This window comes from Bacillus sp. FSL R5-0593, assembly GCF_038603755.1.
GTDB lineage: Bacteria > Bacillota > Bacilli > Bacillales > Bacillaceae > Bacillus > Bacillus velezensis.
On sequence record NZ_CP152011.1, the window covers coordinates 523,271 to 547,846 of the forward strand.

Sequence of the window (24,576 nt, forward strand, 5' to 3'; positions counted from 1 at the left end):
ACCCTTTTACGGGGTCCGCTTTTTTTTGATATGCCGGAAAGTGAATCTTTTTTGCAAATCAGCCGTATTTGTATGTATGATAAAAAATGGGAGGTAGGTATGTTGAGAGCACAGCCAAAAAATCGAATCAGTCCAAGCGGCTTAAAAGTCTGGCGTCTTCAGGAAATCATCCTGTCCGCCTTCTGTCTTCTGGCCGTTATAGCAGCAGCTGTTTTAAGCCATTTCTTCCATTGGCCGTATTGGATCACCGGAGTCCTCGGCATTATTTGGGTCATCGGTTCAGTGATATCCGTCTATGCCATACCGAAAATCAGGCACAGGATCTGGCGCTATGAAGTCCATGAAAATGAAATTGATATTCAATCCGGCATTTTTATTGTCAAACGGGTCATTGTGCCGATGGTGAGGGTGCAGCACGTAGATACTTCACAAGGCCCGCTCCTCAGAAGGTATCGTCTGGCCTCAGTCAAAATCTCCACGGCGGCAACCGTTCATTCCATTCCGGCGCTTGATATGGAGGAAGCTGACCGGCTGAGGGATTCCATTTCCCGTCTGGCAAGGGTGACGGAAGATGATGTCTGAGCCGAAACGTCTGCACCCGGCGGCCGTGATTTTGAACTTATTCCATACTATTATCGAAACCATTAAAAACATTATTCTGCCATTTTTTCTCGTCTATATTGTTAATTCCAACCACTTCATCCGCTTTTACGGAGGCATTGCGCTCGCCGTCCTGCTTATCTGGCTGATTACGGCAAGTGTGATCGAGTGGAGAAAATTTACATACCGGATTGAGGACGGAGAATTCAGAATTGAAGAAGGCTTGTTTTTTACGAAAAAGAGATACATCTCCATTGACCGGATTCAATCAATGAATACGAGTGCCGGCATCATTCAGCAGCTTTTTAAGCTTGTTAAGCTTCAAATCGAAACGGCCGGCGACGGGAAAAACGCCGAGGCTGTCTTATCCGCCATTACTGTGGAAGAGGCGGAACGGATCAGAGCGGCTGTTTTTCAGCAAAAAACGGAGCAAGAAGAACGAGGGGAGACCGAAGCGGAGCAGGAGCCGATGCGCGGGGAAGATGTACAATCCGTTTACCGACTGTCTGTAGGTGAGCTGCTTATGGCCGCCTCAACATCCGGGGGAATCGGTGTTATCATCTCAGCGGTATTCGCCCTCTTTTCTCAGATTGATGAAGTACTTCCGATGGACTGGCTCTATGACAGGTTTTCTTTTCTCAAGCATGCGAGCATCGGTATATACGCCGTGATCATTTTCATAGGATTGTTCATCGCCTGGCTGTTAAGCATCGCCGGTATGATGATCAAGCATGCCAACTTTAAGATAGAAAAAAAGGAACACGAATTGGTCATTACCAGAGGAATTATTGAAAAACATCAAGTGACAATCCCGCTCCGTAAAATCCAAGCCATTAAAATGAAAGAAAATGTGATCAGGCAATTATTCGGATACGCGACGGTTGCGATTGTCAGCGCCGGCAGTGCGGGGAATGAGAAAGAAGGAGCACAGACGATTCTGTTTCCGATCATCCGCAAATCAAAGCTCGGAGTGATGCTGAACGGTTTCACACCGGATTACGTGCTGGAAGAAAACCGGAATCATTTGCCGAAAAGGGCGCTGCGCCGGTATTTATTCCGATCCATAATCTTCTCGGTTTTCGTGATCATCCCGCTTTGTATTCTGTTTAAACCGTGGGGATATGCATCGCTCCTTGTGCTTCCCGTCGAACTGGTGCTTGGATATGCCTCGTTTAGGACAGCGTCATGGTGCATAAACGGCGGCAGGCTTCAGATCACCACGAGGCTGGTCGGGAAGACGACCACGATTATGCTGAGAAGAAGAATGCAGATGTTTGAAGTCAGCCGCTCCTTTCTGCAAAAAAGAAGGCGGCTCGCATCTGTGGCTACCGCAGTGAAATCAGCTCACCACATGGAGCATGTCATGCTGAAGGATGTCAGCGAGGAAGATGCCGAACGCATCGGGCGCTGGTATTCATATGAAAAAGCGGACGGTTAATACCGCCGCTTTTTTTGCTGCACGCATAAAAAGGAAAGCAAAAATCCGCCTGCCAGTCCGAACAAATGCGCCATAATGTTAATATTAGAGTTGATAAACGTCGACAGCACCGCGATGATAAGCAGGGTCATAATCATTTTCGACTGATCCCGGCCGATCAGCTCCTTGCGGAAAACAGTCAAAAACACATACACGCCGAAAAGTCCGAAGATCGCGCCGGATGCGCCGACATGCACATAATCAAGCGGTTCGGCAAGATACGTGCCGATATTGCCGATGATGCCCGATGCGATGTACACAATCAGAAAACGGACTTTTCCGAGCATCTGCTCAAGCGGGGGCGCGAATAAAAAGAGAGACATGGAGTTAAACAAAAGGTGAGTGAAATTCGCGTGTAAAAACATCGGTGTCACCAGCCGCCACCATTCTCCCGAGGAAACGCCGTAATTATAGCCGGTCACAGCATCTGACCACATCATGACGGAATGAAGCGGCATACTGAAAAACAGCCACAAGAACGCCTGCAGTGCCAAGATACAGCTGACGGCCGGATAACGTCTGATAAAAGTCTGGAAATTTTCCGTTCGTATAAACATCGCAAGCCCCTTTGCATCTGATTTGTTACATATATAGTAACACGTTTATGACATAAACCGTTTTTTAGTACGGACTTTTAGGAGGAATTCACATGATTTTCGGAATCGGAATCGACATCGTTGAACTGCACAGAATTGAAAACATGCTCAGCCGGCAGGCGAGATTTCCGCAAAGAATATTGACGGAGGCTGAATACGCCCGTTTTACATTGCTGTCGGACAAAAGGAAAATTGAATTTCTCGCGGGAAGATTTGCGGCAAAAGAAGCCTTTTCGAAAGCATACGGCACAGGTATCGGCAAAGAGCTCAGCTTTCAGGATATTGAAACCGGAAACGACAAAGCGGGAAAGCCTGTGCTGGCCTGCGCCAAGCTTGACGGCGCGGCGGTTCACGTCTCCATTACCCATACAAAAGAATACGCCGCGGCACAGGTCGTGATTGAAAGGTTGTCACGCTAGTCTGCATATTAGCCGGAACCCCTTCATATATTTGATAGTGCATTAAGGGAGACAAGTTGTTTGAGGCTTTTATGGTACGCGTCCGTCCGTTCAGGGCGTACCGTTAAAGTCAAACAAGCGATTTCTTCCCTTTACATCAATTGAGAAGAAGGGGTTGAAAAAAGGTGAGAAAAAGCTTTGTTTTGCTTTTAACGGGACTGCTTGCCGTCCTTATTCTTTCGGCCTGCGGCCAAAAATCACAGGAAGATATCGTGAACGGTTTAGATAAGAAGGCGAAAGAATACACCTCGTACAAAGCGAAAGCCAAAATGACCATCGAAACGGGGAGTGATCCGCAAGTATACAATGTGGAAATCTGGCATAAAAAGCCTTCCCTGTACCGGGTCTATTTGGAAAATCCGAAAAAAGACCAAAACCAAGTCATTTTACGGAACGCCAACGGAGTCTTTGTCCTCACGCCGTCGTTAAATAAGAGCTTCAGATTCCAAAGCGACTGGCCGAATAACAGCAGCCAAGTATATTTGTTTGAGTCACTTGTAAAAGACGTGCAGCATGACAAAGACGCCGTCTATTCCGCCAAAGATAAAAAGTACACATTTGAAACAAAAACAAACTATCAGCACAACAAAATGCTGCCGATTCAGGAAATCACTTTCAACAAAAAGGACATGAGCCCGTCGCTCGTCAAAGTCATGGATACAGACCGGAAAGTGATGGTAAAAGTCGAATTCAAAAGCTTTGAATTCAACAAGCCGTTTGATAAAGACTCTTTTGACGAGAAGAAAAATATGACGCTTTCCCAGATGGACGTCGCCACAAGCGCCAAGCCGTCTGATTCATTTGCGGTCAAAACACCGCTTCAAGTGCCGGCCGGCGTCAAAAAGCTTGAAGAGAAAGATATTTCAACGGCGGACGGCAAACGGATCGTCATGACTTACGGCGGAGAAAAATCCTTCACCCTTATTCAAGAAAAAGCCCATATCGCAAAAGCCGCCTCTGCCGTCACGCTGAAAGGCGAACCGGTTAATCTCGGCTTCACGGTGGCCGCATTATCTGATACGTCTTTAACGTGGACATATGACGGAGTGGATTATCTTCTGTCATCACAGGATCTGACAAAAGATGAAATGGTGGCCGCCGCCAAAAGCATGCAGGGACAGTCGTCAAAATAATGTCAAAAAAGAGGCCGCCGCTGTCGGTCTCTTTTTTGATTCCATTTCACTTTGCAGAATAATTTTAGTATGATAATAACAATATGAATTGAAAATAATGCTAGGAAGTGTATCGAATGAACACAGCATCCTTTTACAGAGAAACGTGGGCGGAAATCAACCTGTCCGCGATTAAAGAAAATGTCACGCATATGAAAAAACACATCGGGCAAAACGTCCATCTCATGGCGGTTGTAAAGGCGAACGCTTACGGCCACGGAGATTTGGAAGCCGGGAAAGCCGCGCTTGAAGCGGGTGCCTCTTGTCTTGCCGTAGCCATACTGGATGAAGCGATTTCATTGAGAAAGCGGGGCATTACAGCGCCGATTCTCGTGCTTGGCGCCGTGCCGCCCGAATATGTACAAGCAGCTGCCGAGTATGACGTAACACTCACGGGGTATTCTGTTGAATGGCTTCAGGAAGCTGCGCGCCACCTCGGAAGTGCGACAGTGCCGTTTCATCTGAAAGTCGACACCGGCATGAACAGACTCGGAGTCAAAACGGAGGAAGAAATCCAAAGCGTGTTAAAAATCCTCAGCCAAAATCCCGGTTTAGTCTGTAAAGGCGTATTCACCCATTTTGCTACCGCGGATGAGAAAAACAGAGATTATTTCCTCTTCCAGTTTGACCGCTTTAAAACATTGATCGCTCCGCTCCCTTTAAAAGAATTGATGGTGCACTGCGCGAACAGCGCTGCCGGACTTCGTCTTAAAAAAGGCTTCTTTAACGCGGTTCGTTTCGGCATCAGTATGTACGGGCTTCGTCCTTCTGCTGACATCCAAAGCGAAATTCCGTTTCAATTAAAGCCGGCTTTTGCGCTGCACTCTGTTTTATCCCATGTGAAAAAGATCCGCAAAGGGGAAAGCGTCAGCTACGGCGCAACATATACGGCAGAGAAGGATCAATGGATCGGAACGGTTCCCATCGGCTATGCGGACGGGTGGCTCCGCAAGCTGAGCGGCACGTCTGTGCTGATCGGCGGCAAACGGATGAATATCGCGGGAAGAATCTGCATGGATCAATTGATGGTCGAATTAGATCAATCTTATCCGCCGGGCACCAAAGTCACCCTGATTGGCAGCCAGAAGGAAGAAACGATCACGATGGATGAAATCGCCGGGCGGCTTGGGACGATTAATTACGAGGTCCCTTGTACCATTAGTTCCCGCGTTCCCCGTATGTTTTTGGAAAATGAGAGTATAATGGAAGTAAGAAATCCTTTACTGCAAGATAATACAAGCAAGTAGCCGTCATCCGGAAAAAGAGAATTTATAAAACAGCTTTGCTTGACGTTTGAATAATGGTATCATTATGTCTGGATGGATGAATTGGTCGTATCCGTAAGTTTGGTGGAGGTGTATGTTTTTTGTCTGAATCCAGCGCAAGAACCGAAATGAAAATCAGCTTGCCCGAAAACTTAGTAGCTGAATTGGATGGTGTAGCGATGCGGGAGAAACGAAGCAGAAACGAACTGATATCACAAGCAGTGAGAGCGTATGTCAGCGAACGGACAACTCGCCATAACCGTGATTTGATGAGACGCGGGTATATGGAAATGGCGAAAATCAACTTGAATATCTCTTCTGAGGCTCACTATGCTGAGTGCGAAGCAGAAACGACCGTTGAGCGCTTAGTCAGCGGAGGATAATCATTTTGATTGTAAAGCGCGGCGATGTTTATTTTGCTGATTTATCTCCTGTTGTTGGCTCAGAGCAAGGCGGCGTACGCCCGGTTTTAGTGATCCAGAATGATATCGGAAATCGCTTTAGCCCGACTGCTATTGTTGCAGCCATAACAGCCCAAATACAGAAAGCGAAATTACCAACCCACGTCGAAATTGATGCAAAACGCTACGGTTTTGAAAGAGATTCCGTTATTTTGCTGGAGCAAATTCGGACGATTGATAAGCAAAGATTAACGGATAAAATAACTCATCTGGATGATGAAATGATGGATAAGGTTGATGAAGCCCTGCAAATCAGTTTGGCACTCATTGATTTTTAGTCATATTTTGGTTGCTCATAAAGAGCAACTTTTTTTGTTTTCGAAAAACATAAGCGCTATAATAAAGAGATAATCAAACAAAATTTGTTGTTTTGTGTCGGGAGGTCAGTGAAACCCATGTCGAATCAGAAAGTGTATCAGTTCATCATTGATCAGCATGATGAACTGCTTGATACTTGGACAGCCAAACTAAAAGAAGTAGGCAATCAGGAAGACTATCAGCTTACGAATCACATATGTGAAAATATTTGTAAAGACTATATAGACATTCTTTTATTATCGACTAAAAATGACGAGGCCACGGAAGAGCAGATCAGTGAACTCGCACTGCGCGCCGTTCAGCTCGGCCTGTCACTGAAACTTCTTTCAGCCACCCTGTCAGAGTTTTGGAAACTGCTTTACGAAACGATGGTCGACCTTAATATGGCCGATCAGGACAGAGCAGATTTGATTTTGGAAATAGACAGCTTTTTCAATCCGATCAATACGGAAATTTTAAATCAGTATTCTATCTCCTGGGAAAAGACGGTTACTTTGCAAAAAATCGCGCTTCAGGAATTGTCGGCTCCGCTGATCCCGGTATTTGAGCATGTAACGGTCATGCCGCTTGTCGGGACGATTGATACGGAGCGTGCAAAGCACATTATGGAAAATCTGTTAAACGGCGTCGTAAAGCACCGTTCACAGGTTGTATTAATTGATATCACGGGCGTGCCGGTCGTTGATACGATGGTGGCGCACCATATTATTCAGGCATCGGAAGCGGTGCGGCTTGTCGGCGCGAAATGCCTGCTCGTCGGAATCCGTCCGGAAATCGCGCAGACGATCGTTAATCTGGGAATTGATTTGTCGCAGGTTATTACGAAGAATACCCTTCAAAAAGGAATTCAAACAGCGCTTGAAATGACAAATCGAAAAATCGTTTCATTGGGGGAATAACATTGTGAGACATCCAAAAATCCCGATCCTGAAACTGTATAACTGCTTATTGGTATCCATCCAATGGGAACTTGACGACCAGACAGCTTTGCATTTTCAAGAAGATCTGCTGAACAAAATCTATGAAACCGGCGCAAACGGGGTCGTCATTGACCTGACATCCGTTGACATGATCGATTCATTTATCGCGAAAGTGCTCGGCGATGTCATCACCATGTCTAAATTGATGGGCGCAAAGGTCGTATTGACGGGAATTCAGCCGGCTGTGGCGGTCACATTGATTGAACTCGGAATCTCACTTGAGGAAATTGAAACGGCGCTCGATTTAGAGCAAGGGCTTGAGACATTGAAGCGGGAATTGGGGGAATAGCGATGAACGACCAATCCTGTGTGAAAATCATGACAGAATGGGATATCGTAGCCGCCAGACAGCTTGGCCGCAACGTTGCGAAGGAATTAGGCTTCGGTACGGTGGACCAGGCCAGAATCACGACGGCTATCTCAGAATTGGCCAGAAACATTTACTTATATGCAGGCAAAGGCCAGGTCAGCATAGAACAAGTAAACGACAGAGGGAAAAAAGGCCTTAAAATTATAGCAGAAGACAAAGGACCCGGAATCCCCGACATCCGTAAAGTGATGGAAGACGGCTTTTCAACGTCAGGCGGACTGGGAGCGGGACTTCCGGGCGTCAAAAGGCTGATGGACGAATTCAGCCTGCAATCTGTTGCAGAGGAAGGAACAGAGATTCAAGCCGTGAAATGGCTTCGGTAGGAGGTTAGAACGTGGATTTCAGGGAGGTTATAGAGCAGCGGTATCATCAGCTGCTTAGCCGATATATAGCCGAATTAACAGAAACATCTTTATATCAAGCCCAAAAATTCAGCCGAAAAACGATTGAACATCAGGTTCCTCCGGAGGAGATTATCAGTATCCACCGAAAAGTAGTAAAGGAACTGTATCCGGATCTGCCGGAAGATGTTTTTCATTCGCTGGATTTTTTAATAGAAGTCATGATTGGCTACGGGATGGCTTATCAGGAACATCAAAGTCTGAGAGATATCCAGCAGGAGCTTCGTTCAGAAATTGAAATTGCCGCAAATGTTCAGCAGACGCTGCTTGGCACAAAAATTCCTGAAGAAGAAGATCTGGATATCGGGGCGATCAGCGTCCCCGCCAAACAGATGAGCGGGGATTATTATCACTTTGTCAAAGACAAGGAATCGATTAACATCGCGATAGCCGATGTCATCGGAAAAGGAATACCCGCCGCATTGTGCATGTCGATGATCAAGTATGCCATGGACTCTCTTCCGGAGATCGGCATTCACCCCTCCCAAGTGCTGAAAAATCTTAACCGCGTTGTAGAACAGAACGTGGACTCAAGCATGTTTATCACCATGTTTTACGCAAACTACAATACGAAAAATCACCAATTTACATATGCCTCTGCGGGGCATGAACCGGGCTTCTACTACTCTGAAAAAGAAAAAAAGTTTTATGATCTGGAGGCAAAAGGATTGGTGCTGGGAATTTCTCAGGATTTTGATTACAGCCAATATGAACAGCACATGGACGAAGGAGACATGATCGTTCTTTTTTCTGACGGCGTCACCGAATGCCGTACCGAAAACGGTTTCTTAGAACGCAGCGACATTCAGCGCATGCTGGAAGAACATATGGACTGCTCCGCGCAGGATATGGTCAAAAACATTTACGACAGCCTGCTGAGACTCCAGGACTTTCAGCTTCATGACGATTTTACGTTAATTGTTTTGAAAAGAAAGGTTTAAAAAAACAGCAGCACGGGTAAAAAGCCATTAGCACGAGTAAGGATAACTTTCAGAGGTGATACGATGAATTTAACGGTAGATATGAAGGAGAATCTTTCAGATATACAAATCAATATCGCTGGAGAAATCGATGTATACTCAGCTCCGGTGGTTCGTGAAAAGCTGATGCCCCTGGCAAACGAGGGGAAGGACATGAGAATCTGCTTAAAAGATGTAAATTATATGGACAGTACGGGTTTAGGCGTTTTTGTAGGCGTGTTTAAAACGGTGAGCAAGGAAGGCGGCTCTCTGAAGCTTGAGAATCTTTCCGACCGGCTCGTCCGTCTGTTTGAAATTACGGGGCTTAAGGACATCATCGATATTTCGGCAAAGTCAGAAGGTGGCGTGCAATGAGTACATCAGTTGATTATATAGAGATGAAAATTCCGGCCGAACCGGAATATGTAGGAATCGTCAGGCTTACGTTATCAGGAGTCGCAAGCAGAATGGGCTATACCTATGATGACATTGAAGATTTAAAAATCGCTGTCAGCGAAGCTTGTACAAACGCTGTCCAGCATGCATACAAAGATGAAAATAAGGGAGAAGTATCCGTGCGGTTCGGTGTGTTTGAGGATCGGCTGGAGGTCATTGTCGCCGATCAGGGAGACAGCTTTGATTTTGATCAGAAGCAGCAGGATCTCGGGCCGTACACTCCTTCGCACACAGTCGATCAATTGTCAGAAGGAGGGCTCGGTCTGTATTTAATGGAAACGCTCATGGATGAAGTCAAAGTTCAAAGCAACTCTGGCGTAACCGTGGCGATGACAAAGTATTTAAATGGGGAGCGAGTTGATCATGGCACAACCATCAAAAACTACGAAACTAACTAAAGATGAAGTTGATCGGCTCATACGCGACTTTCAAACACATGATAATAAAGAAGCCCAGGAAACACTCGTCGAGGTGTATACCAATCTCGTCGAAATGCTGGCAAAGAAATATTCAAAAGGAAAAAGTTTTCATGAAGACCTCCGCCAGGTCGGGATGATCGGACTTCTCGGAGCCATTAAACGGTATGATCCCGAGGTCGGCAAATCCTTTGAAGCATTTGCGATTCCGACCATCATCGGCGAGATCAAACGCTTCCTCAGAGATAAAACATGGAGCGTACACGTCCCGCGACGGATTAAAGAACTCGGGCCGCGCATTAAAATGGCGGTGGATCAGCTGACGACAGAGACGCAGCGGTCGCCGAAAGTCGAAGAAATCGCAGCCTTTCTCGATGTGTCAGAAGAGGAAGTGCTTGAAACGATGGAGATGGGAAAAAGCTATCAGGCGCTGTCTGTCGATCACAGCATCGAAGCGGATGCGGACGGAAGCACCGTCACGATTTTAGATATCGTCGGTTCGCAGGAGGAAGGATACGAACGCGTCAACCAGCAGATGATGATCAAAAGCGTGCTTCATGTGCTGTCCGACCGCGAAAAACAGATTATCGATCTAACATTTGTGCAAAATAAAAGCCAAAAAGAAACAGGGGACATTCTCGGAATATCTCAAATGCACGTCTCGCGCCTGCAGCGGAAAGCGGTGAAAAAACTGAGAGAGGCCTTGATTGGAGATCCCTCCATGGAGCTAATGTAATGATTCAGGTTGAAGAAAATGAACATGTTCAAACTCTTGTATACCAATTAAATAAAGAAGGCAAGTCCATATGCGGCGACAGCTTTTTTATGAAGGCGAATGAAGAAGAATTAGTTTGCGCGGTAGCGGACGGTCTCGGCAGCGGATCTCTTGCCAACGAATCCTCGTCAGCCATTAAAGACATCGTGGAAACGTATGCGGATGAGGATGTGGAAAGCATCATTGAGCGCTGCAATCAAGCGATGAAAAACAAAAGAGGGGCGACTGCCTCTATCTTAAAAATCAATTTCATCAAAAGGGAATTGACATACTGCTCGATCGGCAATGTCCGTTTCTTCCTGCACTCCCCATCAGGCGAAGTCTTTCATCCGCTGCCAATTTCGGGTTACCTCTCAGGCAAACCGCAAAGATATAAAACGTATACGTCATCATACGAAAAAGGGGCGAGATTCATCATCTACACGGATGGGCTTGAGGTTCCGCATATCCGCACCTGCTTAAAGCAGGGACACTCAATAGAAGATATATCAAAATCACTTCATCCGTACACAACATCCAGACGTGATGATTTGACCTATATTCTAGGGCAGCTTTTATCGTAAGGCTGCTTTTTTTATGTTCCGCCGTTTTTTGATACACTAGAGAAAGAATGAAGAGATGGAGGCTTTTGTGATATGGAAACGTTAGCCCTTTTGAAAAAACAAATTGCTGAAGAAACAGCGTTATCCCAAAAACATGTCGAAAGTGTCATCCGCCTGCTGGAGGACGGCAATACCGTCCCGTTTATTGCGCGGTACCGAAAAGAGCAGACCGGCTCAATGGACGAGGTGCAGATTCAGGCAATCTCCGAGCGGTGGCAATACATACAAAACCTGACGCAGCGGAAAGAAGAAGTCATCAGATTGATCTCTGAGCAGGACAAGCTGACGGAAGGGCTGAAGCAAAAAATCGAACAAGCGGTTAAGCTTCAGGAAGTCGAGGATTTATACCGTCCCTTCAAACAAAAACGGAAAACAAAAGCCACCGTCGCCAAAAGCAAAGGTCTTGAACCGCTTGCGGACTATATTCTTTCTCTCCCGAAAGAAAACCGCCTTCACGACATCGCTGATCAATATATCAGTGCAGAAAAAGAAGTCGCTTCAAGAGAGGAAGCCATTGAAGGCGCGAAGCACATCATAGCCGAGCAAATCTCGGATGATCCTCATTTCAGAAAGTGGATTCGCCAGGAAACGTATAAAAAAGGAATTCTCACTTCCGCGGCAGGCAAGTCAGCCGCAGATGACGAGAAAAACGTCTATGAAATGTACTACGAGTACGAAGAGCCGATCCAAAAGGTCGTTCCTCACAGAGTGCTTGCGATGAATCGCGGTGAAAAAGAAGGCATTTTAAAGATTGCGATCGAACCGCCCGCCGATCAGATAAAAGCTTATTTAGAAAAGCAAATTATCAAACACCGTGAAACGCCTGTGAAAGAAACGCTGAAAGAGGCCATTGAGGACAGTTACAAGCGCCTGATCCAGCCGGCTATTGAGCGCGATATCCGCAAAGAGCTGTCAGAAAAAGCAGACGCGCAGGCGATTCATATTTTCGCTGAAAACCTGCGTAAGCTCCTGCTGCAGCCGCCGATGAAGGGGAAAGTTGTGCTCGGCGTCGATCCGGCCTTCCGTACGGGGTGCAAACTGGCAGTTGTTGATGAGACGGGAAAAGTGCTGAAAATCGACGTCATTTACCCGCACGCTCCCGTAAAAAAGACAGCGGAAGCCCGGAAAAAAATCAAAGAATTGCTGGATCGGTACGAAGTCGAGGTTGTGGCGATCGGAAACGGCACGGCATCACGGGAGACAGAGCAATTCGTCGTTGATGTGCTGAAAGAAACAGAGCGTGACATTTATTATGTCATCGTCAATGAGGCCGGAGCAAGCGTGTATTCCGCGTCAGAAATCGCCCGTGAAGAATTTCCGGATTTTCAGGTCGAAGAGCGCAGCGCCGTCTCCATCGCGCGGAGGTTGCAGGACCCGCTGGCCGAGCTTGTAAAAATTGATCCTAAATCCGTCGGCGTCGGGCAATACCAGCACGATGTCAGCCAAAAGCAATTAAACGAATCTCTCCGTTTTGTCGTAGAGACCGTCGTCAACCAAGTCGGGGTGAATGTCAATACAGCTTCAGCCGCGCTGCTTCAATATGTAGCCGGGTTATCCAAAACCGTTGCCGGCAATATCGTCAAAAAAAGAGATGAACTAGGCAAATTTACAAATCGCAAAGAACTGAAAGAAATTCCGCGTCTCGGCGCAAAAACATATGAACAATGCATCGGCTTTTTGAGAGTACCCGGAGGACCGGAGCCGCTCGACCGCACCGGGATACACCCGGAAAGCTATAAAGAGACAAAGGCGCTGCTCAAAAAACTGCAGCTCACTGCGGATCAGATCGGAAGCGCGGACGTAAAAGAGAAAATAAGCGCATTGCCGCTGTCTGAAACGGCTGAAGAGCTCGGTATAGGGGAAATTACGCTTGCGGATATTTGCGGGCAGCTGACAAGGCCGGAGCGCGATCCTCGTGACGAAGTGCCGAAGCCTTTGCTGAAAAAAGACGTTCTGCAGCTTGAGGATTTAAAGGAAGGAATGGAATTGCAGGGCACCGTCCGCAACGTTGTAGACTTCGGCGCTTTCGTCGATATCGGCGTCAAGCAGGACGGGCTTGTGCACATTTCAAAACTGAGCAATCAATTCGTCAAACATCCTCTCGACGTCGTATCGGTCGGAGACATCGTCACCGTATGGGTTGAAGGGGTGGACGTGCAAAAAGGCAGAGTGTCGCTGTCTATGGTAAAATAAAAGCACTGCTTACGAGCAGTGTTTTTTTCTGTAGAAATACCAGCACTGATTCAGCAGTTTGATTTGGTAATTGTCCTTTTCTAAAAACGCTTTTTGCATTTGTTTCATCAGCCAATTCGGCATGGCTCATTCCTCCTCAGCTTTTAGTTAGAGGTCGGTTTTAACTCATTGTATGCGAACGGTGAATTGTCCCGTTCAATGTTTTTAAAGCGGGGTGCACTTATGGATAACGAACAACTTCAAAAGCTGACGGAAGACATCTCTGAACAAGATTTCGGAAAGCCGTTCCGTCACAGAGCCTTCTTCAATAACCGGCTGAAAACGACAGGCGGCCGGTACATGCTGTCTTCTCATAACATTGAATTAAACCGAAAATATCTGCTCGAACACGGACGGAGCGAGCTGGTAGGCATCATCAAACACGAGCTGTGCCATTACCATCTTCACCTTGAAGGAAAAGGGTACAAGCACAGAGACAAAGACTTCAGAGAACTGCTTCAGAAAGTCGGAGCGCCGAGATTCTGCACGCCGCTGCAAACCAAAAAGACACAAAAGAAAACATATATGTATAGATGCGCGGCTTGCGGCCAACAGTATATAAAGAAGCGGGCAATGAATCCGGAAAGATATGCCTGCGGAAAGTGCAGAGGAAAAATCAAAAGAATTTTTTAAAAAGGCTTGACTCATTTTAATGTTCTATGTTAAATTATAAAAGTCGTTGAGAGACAACGACACTTTCTCAAAAAAATAAATGTTGCTTCTTGACACAATATGTCGCATCATTTATAATAAAGAAAGTCTGATTATTCCACAGTAGCTCAGTGGTAGAGCTATCGGCTGTTAACCGATCGGTCGCAGGTTCGAATCCTGCCTGTGGAGCCATATGGAGAAGTACTCAAGTGGCTGAAGAGGCGCCCCTGCTAAGGGTGTAGGTCGCGTAAGCGGCGCGAGGGTTCAAATCCCTCCTTCTCCGCCAGATAAGTTCTCAACCAGACGGCCCGTTGGTCAAGCGGTTAAGACACCGCCCTTTCACGGCGGTAACACGGGTTCGAATCCCGTACGGGTCACCATTTACCTTCGTTGGGCTATAGCCAAGCGGTAAGGCAACGGACTTTGACTCCGTCATGCGTTGGTTCGAATCCAGCTAGCCCAGCCATTTTATTTTAAAATTTTGAATCACTTTTAGAGCGAGCCATTAGCTCAGTTGGTAGAGCATCTGACTTTTAATCAGAGGGTCGAAGGTTCGAGTCCTTCATGGCTCACCACTTGTCACGCGGGTGTGGCGGAATTGGCAGACGCGCTAGACTTAGGATCTAGTGTCTTACGACGTGGGGGTTCGAGTCCCTTCACCCGCACTTTCTTTTCAAAGTGCTGATCATCATCACTAGCTTATATGCTTAGTGGAAAGACAGCTTCATAACACGCGGTCGTGGCGGAATGGCAGACGCGCTAGGTTGAGGGCCTAGTGGGTGAATAACCCGTGGAGGTTCAAGTCCTCTCGGCCGCATCAATGATACCAAGGATTATAGAGATCCTTGGTATTTTTTTGTGCTTATTTTTAAATGATCTACTGTCCACAAACTGCCCACTTACCTAAAGTAAGTCATCTGCAGTCGACATCGCACAAATATTTTCATTATTTATAGATAGTTACTAATGCCTCAAACTCCAATTTGCAAAAGAAGAGAAAGTATTGCTAAGCATGGAAGACCTTGTTATATGATCAGCTATTAGAATTTAGACACGAGATAATAGGGTAGGGGCATAAGGGTACTGAAAAGGCTTAATCTTTTTTAAAAGGTTAAGCCTTTTTTTGGCTATAAATGTAATCGGTGCCCAATTAGTTGCCCTGAATTCATGAAAAAGGATAAAATAGGTGTAAATAAGTTGTGATTTTAAAATTAGAATCAAATCCTTATCACAAAAGCAATAATAACTAATCGGCGAAGAAAGGATAACAGTCAAATGAAAACATTAGTTATCGTTATACACCCTAATTTGGAAACGTCTGTTGTCAACAAAACCTGGATGAATCGTTTAAAGCAAGAGAATGACATTACGGTTCATGACCTGTACGGTGAATACCCTAATTTTATCATTGATGTAGAAAAAGAGCAGCAGCTCCTGTTAGATCATGAGCGTATCGTTTTTCAGTTCCCAATGTATTGGTACAGCAGTCCCGCGTTACTCAAACAATGGGAAGATGATGTGTTAACACATGGCTGGGCTTATGGAACTGGAGGTACTAAATTGCATGGAAAAGAACTGCTCTTAGCGATCTCCTTAGGCGCACAGGAATCTGATTATCAAGCAGGCGGAGAATATAATATCACGATCAGCGAGCTTATCAGACCGTTTCAAGTCACTGCTAACTATATAGGAATGCGTTTTCTTCCTGCCTTTACACAATATGGGACACTTCACCTTTCAAAAGAAGATGTTAAGAACAGTGCGGAGAAATTGGTTAACTATCTTAAAGCTGAGCATTGATCCGGTATTCGCGAGGGAAGGCTGAAATAAATGATGTGTTGTGAAAATAAGGATTTGTGATAGATGTTAATTAAACTTTATTTCAAAGTTACATCGACTGAATGCAGGAGGGCATAGAGCGAGGACTTAATTATAAAAAAAAGAGACCAAGCTATTCACCTGGTCTCTCACTATTTCAACTTTTTACTGTTAATTAACGCCAAGCTGACGGAGAATATCATGCACATCCACATGAGATCTATGTTCAATAATTTTACCGTCAACAATACGTAACAACATCATAAGAGAGAATTTAACGCTTTTTCCTGTTGCAGGGACTCCAGCAAATGGAATACCTGTATGCCTGCCTTCAAAAATAAAATATGCTGCAACAAGGTCGCCTTCAGCTGCCATTGCTTTAATTGGCATTTTGAAATCTGGGAAAGCATCGAAGTTTTTCTTTTCTGATTCAATTAAACCCTCTACGCCTGGATACGGTGTATCTACTTGTGGATAGAATACGAAATCTTTATGGCAAAAGTCTTTTAAGGCATCGTATTTTTCTTGTTCAATCGTTTCAAAGTAACGACGCACTAATTCTTTATTGTTTTCAACGGACATAATGAACGCGCCCTCCCTTAGTTAAAACTTCAGTTCATGTGTTAGATTAAAATGAATATGATTCGCCATCTTCAGGCACTAAAACATCAGAAGTGATTTCTTTTTCATTAATAAAGGATTTTAGTTCTTCTTTTGATAATCCCCAATGATTTACAGCTTCCATGTGGCTTACAATAATTTTTGCTTTTGGAGCAGCCTTATACGTTTCATAGATATCTTCTTTACCCATGATGAGAGAACCGCCTTCGTAGAATTGATTATCTCCGCCATTTACGACAATGATTTCTGGTTGATGTGTATCAATTTCTTCCTGAACGGCAACATACCATACTGTATCTCCGGCTATATATAACGTTTTCTCGCTTTGGTGTTTGAAGACAACACCGCAAACAAGACCTGCAAGTTTTAAAATTTCTCCTCTTCCGTGTTCGCCTTTTGTTTTAATCAATTGAATACCTTCAAAAACTGTATCTTTTGTTAAAACCTCTACATTTTTGAATCCGGCATTTCGTATTTCTGTTGCATCTTCTTCATTCTGGGAGAACAGCTTGATATCTTTTGGCAATACCTCTTTTGCAGCCTCATCCCAATGGTCATAATGAAGATGAGTAACAATAACAGCATCAACATCTTTAATAATATTGTCAACAGATGTTGGCAATTCAACCAAAGGGTTATTTTGATCTTGTCGTGGTGCATTTGGGAATGGAGGGTATGCACCTTTCTCAGCTAACATAGGATCTATTAAAAACTTTTTGCCTGCGTATTCGACAACAAGTGTGGCATTACGAATTTGTTGAATATTCATGTGTAACACTCCTTTTCTTTGATATGAGTATAGTTTACATACAGCTGCTGAATAAATACATAGAACAAATCAAGTCGTTCTGTCGCTTGACTTGATTTTTGAAAGTGTATATTTTGTTTTGTATGAACTGATTATTATCGCTGTACATAATGTGTCAATTTACTTTGAAAGGATCTGAGCTCATGTTAGATCATACAGATATGAAGATATTAGAAGAGCTGTCTAAAAATAGCCGTATTACAATGAAAGAATTAGGTGAAAAAGTTCACTTAACAGGGCAGGCAGCTGCTGCGAGAGTTGTCAAATTGGAGGATAATGGTGTAATTGAGGGGTATACAATTAAAGTGAATCAAGTAAAACTAGGATGTTATATACATGCTTTGCTTAATATCTATACAAAAAGCACCCATCATAAGCCATATCTTTCATTTATAAAAACCCAAGAGAGATACGTAATCAATAATTATAAAATTAGTGGGGATGGTTGTTACCTTCTTGAATGCCGATTTCAATCTAACGAGTTGCTAGATCAATTTCTAGTGGAATTAAACAAGCATGTAAATTATAAATTATCAATTGTTATTAGCAAATAGAAAGACTCATTTAAAAATCGTTGGTTATTCTAATGAACATGGAACCCGAGACATGTCATGTATTTTTCTGGTGACGAAAAAAACTACTCCATTTTTACTCCACAATATGAATAAATCATTGTGATACATCATAATCAAAATAAATAAACACTGATATATAAAGGTTTTTGTAACAGAAAACACAGCTTCACTTTATTGATGGCCCAGCGGGTGAATAACCCGTGGAGGTTCAAGTCCTCTCGGCCGTATCAATGATACCAAGGGTAATAGAGAGAGCCTTGGTATTTTTTTGTGCTTATTTTTAAATGATCTACTGCCCACTTACCTAAAGTTCAAAGTGATCAAAATACTCAAAGTATCTGGACAATACTTTGCTTGGTTCTTATTTGTCAATAGTCGCCGTAACGAAAGCACTAAACAACACATAAAAGAGATTCTTTTAATATGACGGACACATATGACAGTTTGCGATTGTCAAAATTCAATGTTTAATCTTTGTTCAACTTACCAAGGTCAGTTAAAATTTTGTTAAAATTGTGATAAATGTATGAAAGGATTAAATGTTCATATCGAAACATTAGGATTACAGGGAAGGGGAAACAAATACATGTCGATTTACCATAAAGTAATTGGAGAGGGATATCCGATCGTTATGCTGCATGGTTGGACACTTGACCATCAGGTGATGTTACATGCAATGGAACCGTTATTCGAGAAACGAAGCGGTTGGAAGAGAATATACATAGACTTACCGGGTATGGGACATTCTGAGCCGCAACCGTCTATTCAGAACTCGGATGATATTTTAGAAGCGATATTGCGTCTTTTGGACGAGATTATTCCTGGTCAACAGTTTATTGTGTGTGGTAATTCATATGGAGGGTACATTGCCAGAGGTATCGTTCGTTCACGTCAAGAAACAGTTCGTGGATTACTGCTGATGGCACCATTAACTATACCGGAATTCGATGAAAGGGTAGTACCGCAGAAGACTGTTCTAAAAAGAGACAGCGACTTGATATCACATTTGTCTTCAGAGGAGGCGGATGAATTTTGCTCTATGGCGATTGTGCAAGGTAAAACTGAATGGGAGAGGTTTCGAGATGAAATTTTACTTCCTTCTAAACAAACAAATTATGAATTCATAAACAACATTCGTCAAAATGGATATGGGTTTACCTTCGATATTTCATCTAAACTTGAGTATCCCACGCTAATTATCACAGGGCGTCAGGACAATGTAGTCGGATACCATGATGCGTGGCGACTAATAGAAGATTACCCAAGGGCAACTTTTGCAGTACTTGATATGGCTGGTCACAACCTGCAAATCGAACAAACCGATGTATTTAATTCATTGGTTCATAACTGGTTAAACAGACTTGAGTCGGAAAATTTTCGGATGGTATAACTATTCATAAATATGAATTTACTGTTACAATTACCAGTTAGTTAAACAATAATTGAGATAATGAGTTTTGGTATTTTTTAAAATTTTGTCATTGGGGATAATTTAATCATTGAATTTCTTGATGGAGAAGTAAAATTAAATGAAGGTGAAATGTTTGTCATTCCGAAAAATGTTGAACATAAACCTTATGCAGAATCAGAGTGTGAAATTTTGTTTGCAGAACCTAAAGGTGTTGTGAATACCGGGCAAGAAATAACTGATTAAACAGCTGAAAATGATATCTGGATTTAGCTGTAAGAAATAGTAGATCAAAAATAAAACCATTACCTAAGAAATGTTTCTTTATTTCCAGCTGGATTTAAAAAATAATTTTGTTAGGTATCATGCAATAAATTCAATTGTCGGTGATTGGCCTGTTTAAATGCATTCATTATTTCATACCCGGTGCTACTTATTTCTGTTGTAGTCTGTATCCTGATTAATAGGTAAAGAAAGTCGAAAAGGTATACGAAATTCTTCATACAAATTAAAGTTTTGAATGAAAGAGCAGGATTACTCCTGCTCTTTTTCTTTCTGATTGGGCTGGATTAAACGCAGACGGTTATTCCTTGGGAAAAACAAAAAAATTTCTTCTATCCATTGACTAGCTGGGCTTTAGCCGGGTTTCTATCACCCTGTTGAGCTTGTCAGATTTTAAAAAGATATGGTACGTTTATAGTGTTTTGTTTCACCTGATTGTGGGGTAATAAAGATAGGATCAGTAAATAATTCTTAGGAACGACCTCAATCTTATAATAAACATATTGGAAGACGTAATGGAAGAACTAAAATAAAGGTTTAGGATACTTTGAAGAAATAAAAGTTTTTGTTCGATTGTGATAATATTCACAATAGAGCTTTATTAAGGGGAATCATTTCTCCAAATAGTCTGCAGAAAATACCAACCACAGCCCAAGGATATATCACTAACCGCTTTGCCTGATATTATCTGTTGGATGTTTCTCTTTTTGTTGCTTTTTGTATTATTTTTAGTCCAATCGGCAAAAATAAGTTAAGGAAACCAGCGAAAAAACTGAATTTCATCCTTCTTTCCTGGTTTACAATGTTATTTGGCGCTGATATGGATATTAGTCTAGTCTTTTAAGGTACAGTTGAACCAATCATCCACTATGCCGTTAGCTCTCCATCAGGTGAAACAGAAACCCCCGGACTTTTAGAGAAGCATTACGCTATACATTCTGGGACTGCATGCTTGGACCGTTTATGCGCTTGTATAATGTGGATTTGATAATTAAGGAGTCGATATTATTAAATGAAGTTTAACAAGAAAAAAATTAACGTTGTAGACATTCAAAAAGCGAAGAAAAGCGTGTTTGCTACAGGGATAGGAAACGCGATGGAATGGTTTGATTTTGCTTTATATTCTTATTTGGCAGTTATTATTAGTAAAAACTTTTTCAGTCCAGTTCAAAACGATGAATTAAAGTTAATATTTACTTTTGCTACATTTGCAATTGCCTTCTTACTTAGACCGGTAGGCGGAATTATTTTTGGTAAAATGGGTGATAAATTTGGTCGGAAAATAGTATTAACAATTACTATTTTAATGATGGCTTTATCTACTTTAATAATTGGTGTGCTTCCTACCTATGAACAGATTGGTGTATGGGCCCCTATATTATTACTCTTAGCTCGTATTCTGCAAGGTTTTTCTGTGGGTGGAGAGTACGCTGGTGCAATGGTATATATCGCAGAATCTTCTCCAGATAATAAGCGTATAAGGTTAGGCAGCGGTTTAGAAATCGGCACATTATCTGGTTATATAGTAGCTTCTGTTTTAGTTACAGTACTTTTCTGGACTTTATCTGATGTTCAAATGAATAGTTGGGGATGGAGAATTCCTTTCTTCTTAAGTATTCCAATAGGATTATTTGGTTTATATTTGAGAAGTCATTTAGATGAATCACCAATTTTTGAAAATGACATCTCTGAAAGCCAAGAACAACAACCAGGTTTATTAGAAGTCATTAAAACATATAAAAAAGATATCTTTTTATGTATCGTATTTGTGGCGTTTTTCAATATAACCAATTACCTATTGTTAGGTTATATGCCTTCTTATTTGGATGAGAACCTTGGTATAAGTGATAATATAAGTACACCGGTTACAGCAATTGTATTGATTATTATGGTACCGTTCGCTTTAACTTTTGGTAAATTGGGAGATAAATTAGGAAATAAAAAAGTTATAACAATTGGATTAGTATTAGGAATTGTATTTTCGATTATCTCTTTTCAATTTCTTAATATGGGGAATATAACATTCTTATTTATAGGACTTTTAATGTTAGGTATTGTATTATCTGTATACGAAGGTACTATGCCAGGATCTTTACCTACGTTGTTCCATACTGACATTAGATATCGTACATTATCCTGGACATTCAACTTATCAGTTTCTATTTTTGGTGGAACAACACCTTTAGTTGCTTCTTGGTTAACCCATGTGACAAGAAACAATTTGGCGCCGGGTTTCTATTTATTGGCAGTTAGTTTAATTGGCTTAATAGTGGTGTTAACCTTATTTAAAGATACTTCAGGTAAATCTTTAAAAGGTTCTTACCCAACAGTTGCTTCTAAAGCTGAGTTTCAAGAAGCTGTTGAAAATCCAAAAGATTCACTGTGGTGGAAAATGGAACAAACAGAAAAGGAATGAAAAAAACATCCATTTAATTGACCGGCTACTCGACATACAGACTCAGAATAAGCTGAGATTATCCGAGCAGCAATAACTGCAGCTCTTTTACATTCTGGAGGGCTTACTGCTTTGCAAAAGCAGCGTTGCTATTCTCGATCGTCATTATTTTATTGGTTGTGTCCTAATAATAAAACATTGACGCAAGAACGAAGAGATATTAAAAGGTCCGAGCATACAGCAAAATAAGAAGCAAGAAGCTTTGTTATGCCAGTTCTTCTCCCGAAGGAGAGCTGGCTTTTTATTTTCTATATGGGGTCCAAAGCAGAAAACGAGAACTTGTACGCTAATCACAGTATTTGGTTCTTCTTGTTTTATGGGAGAAGGAAAAAATATCTGTTAAAGGTTTAGGCGAAGAATTATATCTAGACTCCGGAACATTAACTCCAGTGTTAAAACGACTTGAGGAGCGAGGTCTTATTATAAGAGAGCGTTCAAAAGAGGATGAACGAAGTGTAATTATTACGTTAACAACTGAAGGGAATGAGTTTAAAGAAAAAGTCACAATGATACCTAATGCAGTATTTGATAAAACCGGTTGTAATGAAGAAGAAATTAAAAGTTATAACAAGGAAATTCGTAATTTACTTAACATGCTGACAACTGAGCAATAGTTTTATGAATATAGATGGCGGGCCCAGCGGGTGAATAACCTGTGGAGGTTCAAGTCCTCTCGGCCGCATCAATGATACCAAGGGTTTTGACACCCTTGGTATTTTTTGTTTATAAAAATTCATCTGTTACTGTCCACTTACTTATAGTAGGTCGTATGATTTGTCAGTCACCTTCATCCTTCTGCTGACTGCGTGCGGCGGTAGTAAATATGATAATGCAATTAATGAAGTGATGAAGCAGGAGAAGAAAGTCAGAAAAGAAATGCGAGCTGATTCAGATGAGCACAAAAGAGATAACGCCATAATTCGTGTATATGATGACGGGAAATATATTCAACTTGCGTTTTATCAGCCAGAAGAAAGTTCTCGTAGGCTGACTGCTTATTCTTATTATAAGAAGCTTGGAGATTCTTATGAGGAAATGGCACATATGCCGGGTGATGGTGATGGCGACCGCCTTGGTCTTTATAAGAAAACACCTGATTATAAAGAGGTTAAAGGCAAGGAAACAAAAACAATGTGCTTGTTCATTCCTGATAGGGGAACAATTGTTTTACCGTTAAGTTGTTGTGTGAGAGCCAGTATGTTAAAATGCTACGTAGATTTAATAATAAAGTTTAGATTCAAGGAGATTTATTTATGAAGTTGGATGAATTTACCATCGGGCAGGTTTTTCAAACTAAATCTTTTGAATTAACAAAAGAGAATATAATGAATTTTGCAGAAGTGTATGATCCACAGTACATGCATTTAAATGAAGAAAAAGCAAAAATGGGCAGGTTTAATGGAATTATTGCTTCTGGAATACAAACGTTATCTATTACTTTTAAGCTTTGGATTGAAGAAGGGTGTCATGAAGACGATATTATTGCTGGGACAGGAATGAATAATATAAAATTCCTAGCACCCGTTTACCCTAATGATAAACTGAACACTATTGTTAAGGTTATTGATAAAAAACCAAATAAAAGCCAGACGGGGATACTTACTGTATTGTTATCTACCTATAATCAGAAAGAGGAAAAAGTGTTTGAAGGTGAGTTATCAGTATTAATTAAACGCTAAATGACCTTTGCGGCATATCATCGTCACCTTTCATTTTTTATAGGTGTCTGGATGAAATGAGCAATCATCTTAATTAATTGAGTGGACTTTGAGTCTGCTCTTTTTTTATTTGTTCAACCTATGATCGAGAAACAAAGGACTCACAATAACGAAAAAATCATCTCGTAAATACGAATTTAAAAATTGCTGCCTTGAGGTTTTTTGCATATTCCTCTGTATCATTGCGCCGGGTGAATATCTATAATGAGCGTTCTATCCTTCGATGTTATGTTTTCTTTTTACTTTTTGGTTTTGTTAGTTCAAAGCTGTACTTTACCATGTCATGGATTTGGTGCTCTGGGAGTCCCTCATCTAAGGTAAGCGTATTCCAATGCTCCTTGTTCATATGGTATCCGGGCTTGATTTCTTCAAAAAGACCACGCAGAAAATCAGCCCTTTCAGGTTCGCATTTAAGGTTGACACATAAGTGTTCGTCGCGAGTGAAGATAAGTGCAAATATTTTCTTATTCCCTTTGTGACGAATTGCAGTCCAACCATCTCCGAAAGGATGGTCTTCATAAGAGTTTGGAAAGGTTAGGCAGTAATCTTTAATTTCATCATAATTCATTATCAATTCACTCCATACCTCATTATTTTTATATACAGAACATATTCATTCAAACTAAGATTTGCGGTTTCTTTTATATTAATCCGAGATTTCCTCAAGTCTTTGTTTGAACTTAGCTTCTGAACCTTGAGTTG

The 24,576-nt window shown here is 42.2% G+C and carries 28 protein-coding genes, 7 tRNA genes and 4 pseudogenes; 34 read left to right on the forward strand and 5 right to left on the reverse strand.

Translation table 11 applies throughout. The annotated features are described in order from the left end of the window. Positions 1-102: 102 nt before the first annotated feature. The gene (locus tag NYE36_RS02500) at positions 103-582 is read left to right on the forward strand and encodes a PH domain-containing protein (protein WP_003156195.1); all 480 of its coding nucleotides are present in this window, start codon (positions 103-105) and stop codon (positions 580-582) included. Next, the gene (locus NYE36_RS02505; protein ID WP_241457919.1) at positions 572-2,038 is read left to right on the forward strand and encodes a PH domain-containing protein; all 1,467 of its coding nucleotides are present in this window, start codon (positions 572-574) and stop codon (positions 2,036-2,038) included. Before NYE36_RS02500 ends, NYE36_RS02505 begins: the two co-directional genes overlap by 11 nt. Here the strand turns inward: NYE36_RS02505 and NYE36_RS02510 are convergent. Continuing rightward, on the reverse strand, positions 2,035-2,634 hold the full coding sequence (locus NYE36_RS02510) for a rhomboid family intramembrane serine protease (protein ID WP_003156193.1): 600 nt from the start codon (positions 2,632-2,634) through the stop codon (positions 2,035-2,037). The genes NYE36_RS02505 and NYE36_RS02510 overlap by 4 nt on opposite strands. 92 nt (positions 2,635-2,726) lie before the next feature. On the opposite strand from NYE36_RS02510, the gene acpS reads away from it, so the two are divergent. The 14 genes from acpS (at position 2,727) to NYE36_RS02580 (ending at position 13,499) form a co-directional block, all read left to right on the forward strand. Further along, a complete protein-coding gene (gene acpS, locus NYE36_RS02515; RefSeq protein WP_007410229.1) occupies positions 2,727-3,092 on the forward strand; it encodes a holo-ACP synthase in 366 nt (121 codons plus the stop codon). 164 nt (positions 3,093-3,256) lie between these two features. Then, the gene (locus NYE36_RS02520; RefSeq protein ID WP_043021433.1) at positions 3,257-4,264 is read left to right on the forward strand and encodes an outer membrane lipoprotein carrier protein LolA; all 1,008 of its coding nucleotides are present in this window, start codon (positions 3,257-3,259) and stop codon (positions 4,262-4,264) included. 116 nt (positions 4,265-4,380) lie between these two features. Further along, the gene (alr, locus tag NYE36_RS02525) at positions 4,381-5,550 is read left to right on the forward strand and encodes an alanine racemase (RefSeq protein ID WP_094032115.1); all 1,170 of its coding nucleotides are present in this window, start codon (positions 4,381-4,383) and stop codon (positions 5,548-5,550) included. A 119-nt stretch (positions 5,551-5,669) separates the two neighbouring features. Next, complete coding sequence (gene endB / locus NYE36_RS02530; protein WP_003156188.1) at positions 5,670-5,951, forward strand: type II toxin-antitoxin system antitoxin EndoAI; 282 nt, start codon at positions 5,670-5,672, stop codon at positions 5,949-5,951. Between the two features lie 5 nt (positions 5,952-5,956). Beyond that, positions 5,957-6,307: a type II toxin-antitoxin system endoribonuclease NdoA gene (ndoA, locus tag NYE36_RS02535; RefSeq protein ID WP_003156187.1), complete on the forward strand. Its 351-nt coding sequence runs from the start codon at positions 5,957-5,959 to the stop codon at positions 6,305-6,307. A gap of 117 nt (positions 6,308-6,424) precedes the next feature. Beyond that, on the forward strand, positions 6,425-7,246 hold the full coding sequence (locus tag NYE36_RS02540) for an STAS domain-containing protein (protein WP_003156182.1): 822 nt from the start codon (positions 6,425-6,427) through the stop codon (positions 7,244-7,246). A gap of 4 nt (positions 7,247-7,250) precedes the next feature. Next, positions 7,251-7,616 carry an RsbT antagonist protein RsbS gene (gene rsbS, locus NYE36_RS02545; RefSeq protein WP_003156180.1) on the forward strand — a complete coding sequence of 122 codons (366 nt, stop codon included), beginning with the start codon at positions 7,251-7,253 and terminating at the stop codon, positions 7,614-7,616. 2 nt (positions 7,617-7,618) lie between these two features. Further along, positions 7,619-8,020, forward strand: a complete 402-nt coding sequence (locus NYE36_RS02550) for an anti-sigma regulatory factor (protein ID WP_003156178.1) — start codon at positions 7,619-7,621, stop codon at positions 8,018-8,020. 11 nt (positions 8,021-8,031) lie between these two features. Further along, positions 8,032-9,039: a PP2C family protein-serine/threonine phosphatase gene (locus NYE36_RS02555; protein WP_007410233.1), complete on the forward strand. Its 1,008-nt coding sequence runs from the start codon at positions 8,032-8,034 to the stop codon at positions 9,037-9,039. Positions 9,040-9,102: 63 nt separating this feature from the next. Beyond that, positions 9,103-9,432 (forward strand): anti-sigma factor antagonist RsbV, encoded by a 330-nt coding sequence (gene rsbV, locus NYE36_RS02560; RefSeq protein ID WP_003156176.1) that lies wholly within the window; start codon positions 9,103-9,105, stop codon positions 9,430-9,432. Next, on the forward strand, positions 9,429-9,911 hold the full coding sequence (gene rsbW, locus NYE36_RS02565; protein WP_003156173.1) for an anti-sigma B factor RsbW: 483 nt from the start codon (positions 9,429-9,431) through the stop codon (positions 9,909-9,911). Before rsbV ends, rsbW begins: the two co-directional genes overlap by 4 nt. Further along, on the forward strand, positions 9,877-10,665 hold the full coding sequence (gene sigB, locus NYE36_RS02570; protein WP_003156171.1) for an RNA polymerase sigma factor SigB: 789 nt from the start codon (positions 9,877-9,879) through the stop codon (positions 10,663-10,665). Before rsbW ends, sigB begins: the two co-directional genes overlap by 35 nt. Further along, positions 10,665-11,267, forward strand: a complete 603-nt coding sequence (locus NYE36_RS02575; RefSeq protein WP_007410234.1) for a PP2C family serine/threonine-protein phosphatase — start codon at positions 10,665-10,667, stop codon at positions 11,265-11,267. Before sigB ends, NYE36_RS02575 begins: the two co-directional genes overlap by 1 nt. Before the next feature lie 72 nt (positions 11,268-11,339). Continuing rightward, complete coding sequence (locus NYE36_RS02580; protein ID WP_080130811.1) at positions 11,340-13,499, forward strand: Tex family protein; 2,160 nt, start codon at positions 11,340-11,342, stop codon at positions 13,497-13,499. A gap of 9 nt (positions 13,500-13,508) precedes the next feature. Here NYE36_RS02580 and cmpA read toward each other — a convergent pair whose 3' ends face one another. After that, complete coding sequence (cmpA, locus tag NYE36_RS02585) at positions 13,509-13,622, reverse strand: cortex morphogenetic protein CmpA (protein WP_003156164.1); 114 nt, start codon at positions 13,620-13,622, stop codon at positions 13,509-13,511. A gap of 99 nt (positions 13,623-13,721) precedes the next feature. Between cmpA and NYE36_RS02590 the strand changes: the two genes are divergently transcribed. The 9 genes from NYE36_RS02590 (at position 13,722) to NYE36_RS02630 (ending at position 15,989) form a co-directional block, all read left to right on the forward strand. Next, positions 13,722-14,171 (forward strand): SprT family protein, encoded by a 450-nt coding sequence (locus NYE36_RS02590; RefSeq protein WP_064115844.1) that lies wholly within the window; start codon positions 13,722-13,724, stop codon positions 14,169-14,171. 135 nt (positions 14,172-14,306) lie between these two features. After that, positions 14,307-14,381: transfer RNA gene (locus NYE36_RS02595), tRNA-Asn, on the forward strand. Between the two features lie 3 nt (positions 14,382-14,384). Next, positions 14,385-14,475, forward strand: a tRNA-Ser gene (locus NYE36_RS02600). A gap of 19 nt (positions 14,476-14,494) precedes the next feature. Further along, positions 14,495-14,569: transfer RNA gene (locus tag NYE36_RS02605), tRNA-Glu, on the forward strand. An 11-nt stretch (positions 14,570-14,580) separates the two neighbouring features. Further along, positions 14,581-14,655: transfer RNA gene (locus NYE36_RS02610), tRNA-Gln, on the forward strand. A gap of 33 nt (positions 14,656-14,688) precedes the next feature. Further along, positions 14,689-14,764: transfer RNA gene (locus NYE36_RS02615), tRNA-Lys, on the forward strand. Between the two features lie 8 nt (positions 14,765-14,772). Beyond that, positions 14,773-14,854, forward strand: a tRNA-Leu gene (locus tag NYE36_RS02620). Between the two features lie 68 nt (positions 14,855-14,922). Further along, a tRNA-Leu gene (locus tag NYE36_RS02625) sits at positions 14,923-15,006 on the forward strand. Positions 15,007-15,464: 458 nt separating this feature from the next. Beyond that, positions 15,465-15,989, forward strand: a complete 525-nt coding sequence (locus NYE36_RS02630) for an NAD(P)H-dependent oxidoreductase (protein ID WP_015416878.1) — start codon at positions 15,465-15,467, stop codon at positions 15,987-15,989. A 189-nt stretch (positions 15,990-16,178) separates the two neighbouring features. On the opposite strand, the gene NYE36_RS02635 is transcribed toward NYE36_RS02630, so the two are convergent. Next, positions 16,179-16,589, reverse strand: a complete 411-nt coding sequence (locus NYE36_RS02635) for an ester cyclase (RefSeq protein ID WP_031378634.1) — start codon at positions 16,587-16,589, stop codon at positions 16,179-16,181. 46 nt (positions 16,590-16,635) lie between these two features. Further along, on the reverse strand, positions 16,636-17,397 hold the full coding sequence (locus NYE36_RS02640) for an MBL fold metallo-hydrolase (RefSeq protein ID WP_015416880.1): 762 nt from the start codon (positions 17,395-17,397) through the stop codon (positions 16,636-16,638). Between the two features lie 182 nt (positions 17,398-17,579). Here NYE36_RS02640 and NYE36_RS02645 point away from each other — a divergent pair, with 182 nt between their 5' ends. The 9 genes and pseudogenes from NYE36_RS02645 to NYE36_RS02685 all read left to right on the forward strand — a co-directional run bounded on the left by NYE36_RS02645 (position 17,580) and on the right by NYE36_RS02685 (position 23,835). Continuing rightward, entirely contained in the window at positions 17,580-17,990 is a 411-nt protein-coding gene (locus NYE36_RS02645; protein WP_094032114.1) for an Lrp/AsnC family transcriptional regulator, read from the forward strand. A 367-nt stretch (positions 17,991-18,357) separates the two neighbouring features. Continuing rightward, positions 18,358-18,482: pseudogene (locus NYE36_RS02650) on the forward strand (IS1595 family transposase); the annotation flags it as partial. Between the two features lie 115 nt (positions 18,483-18,597). Continuing rightward, positions 18,598-19,401, forward strand: coding sequence for an alpha/beta hydrolase (locus NYE36_RS02655; protein WP_031378633.1), 804 nt, complete (start codon positions 18,598-18,600; stop codon positions 19,399-19,401). A 99-nt stretch (positions 19,402-19,500) separates the two neighbouring features. Next, positions 19,501-19,665 (forward strand): annotated as a pseudogene (locus NYE36_RS02660) (cupin); the annotation flags it as partial. Between the two features lie 608 nt (positions 19,666-20,273). Further along, positions 20,274-20,675 (forward strand): annotated as a pseudogene (locus NYE36_RS02665) (BCCT family transporter); the annotation flags it as partial. A 38-nt stretch (positions 20,676-20,713) separates the two neighbouring features. Continuing rightward, on the forward strand, positions 20,714-22,117 hold the full coding sequence (locus NYE36_RS02670) for an MFS transporter (protein WP_007409580.1): 1,404 nt from the start codon (positions 20,714-20,716) through the stop codon (positions 22,115-22,117). 332 nt (positions 22,118-22,449) lie between these two features. Continuing rightward, positions 22,450-22,770: pseudogene (locus NYE36_RS02675) on the forward strand (MarR family transcriptional regulator); the annotation flags it as partial. Positions 22,771-22,930: 160 nt separating this feature from the next. Further along, complete coding sequence (locus tag NYE36_RS02680) at positions 22,931-23,413, forward strand: cystatin-like fold lipoprotein (RefSeq protein ID WP_025284286.1); 483 nt, start codon at positions 22,931-22,933, stop codon at positions 23,411-23,413. Then, positions 23,410-23,835 carry a MaoC family dehydratase gene (locus NYE36_RS02685; protein ID WP_003156152.1) on the forward strand — a complete coding sequence of 142 codons (426 nt, stop codon included), beginning with the start codon at positions 23,410-23,412 and terminating at the stop codon, positions 23,833-23,835. The genes NYE36_RS02680 and NYE36_RS02685 overlap by 4 nt, the downstream gene beginning before the upstream one ends. Before the next feature lie 265 nt (positions 23,836-24,100). On the opposite strand, the gene NYE36_RS02690 is transcribed toward NYE36_RS02685, so the two are convergent. After that, positions 24,101-24,442, reverse strand: a complete 342-nt coding sequence (locus NYE36_RS02690; RefSeq protein ID WP_039252619.1) for an MmcQ/YjbR family DNA-binding protein — start codon at positions 24,440-24,442, stop codon at positions 24,101-24,103. Between the last annotated feature and the right edge of the window lie 134 nt (positions 24,443-24,576).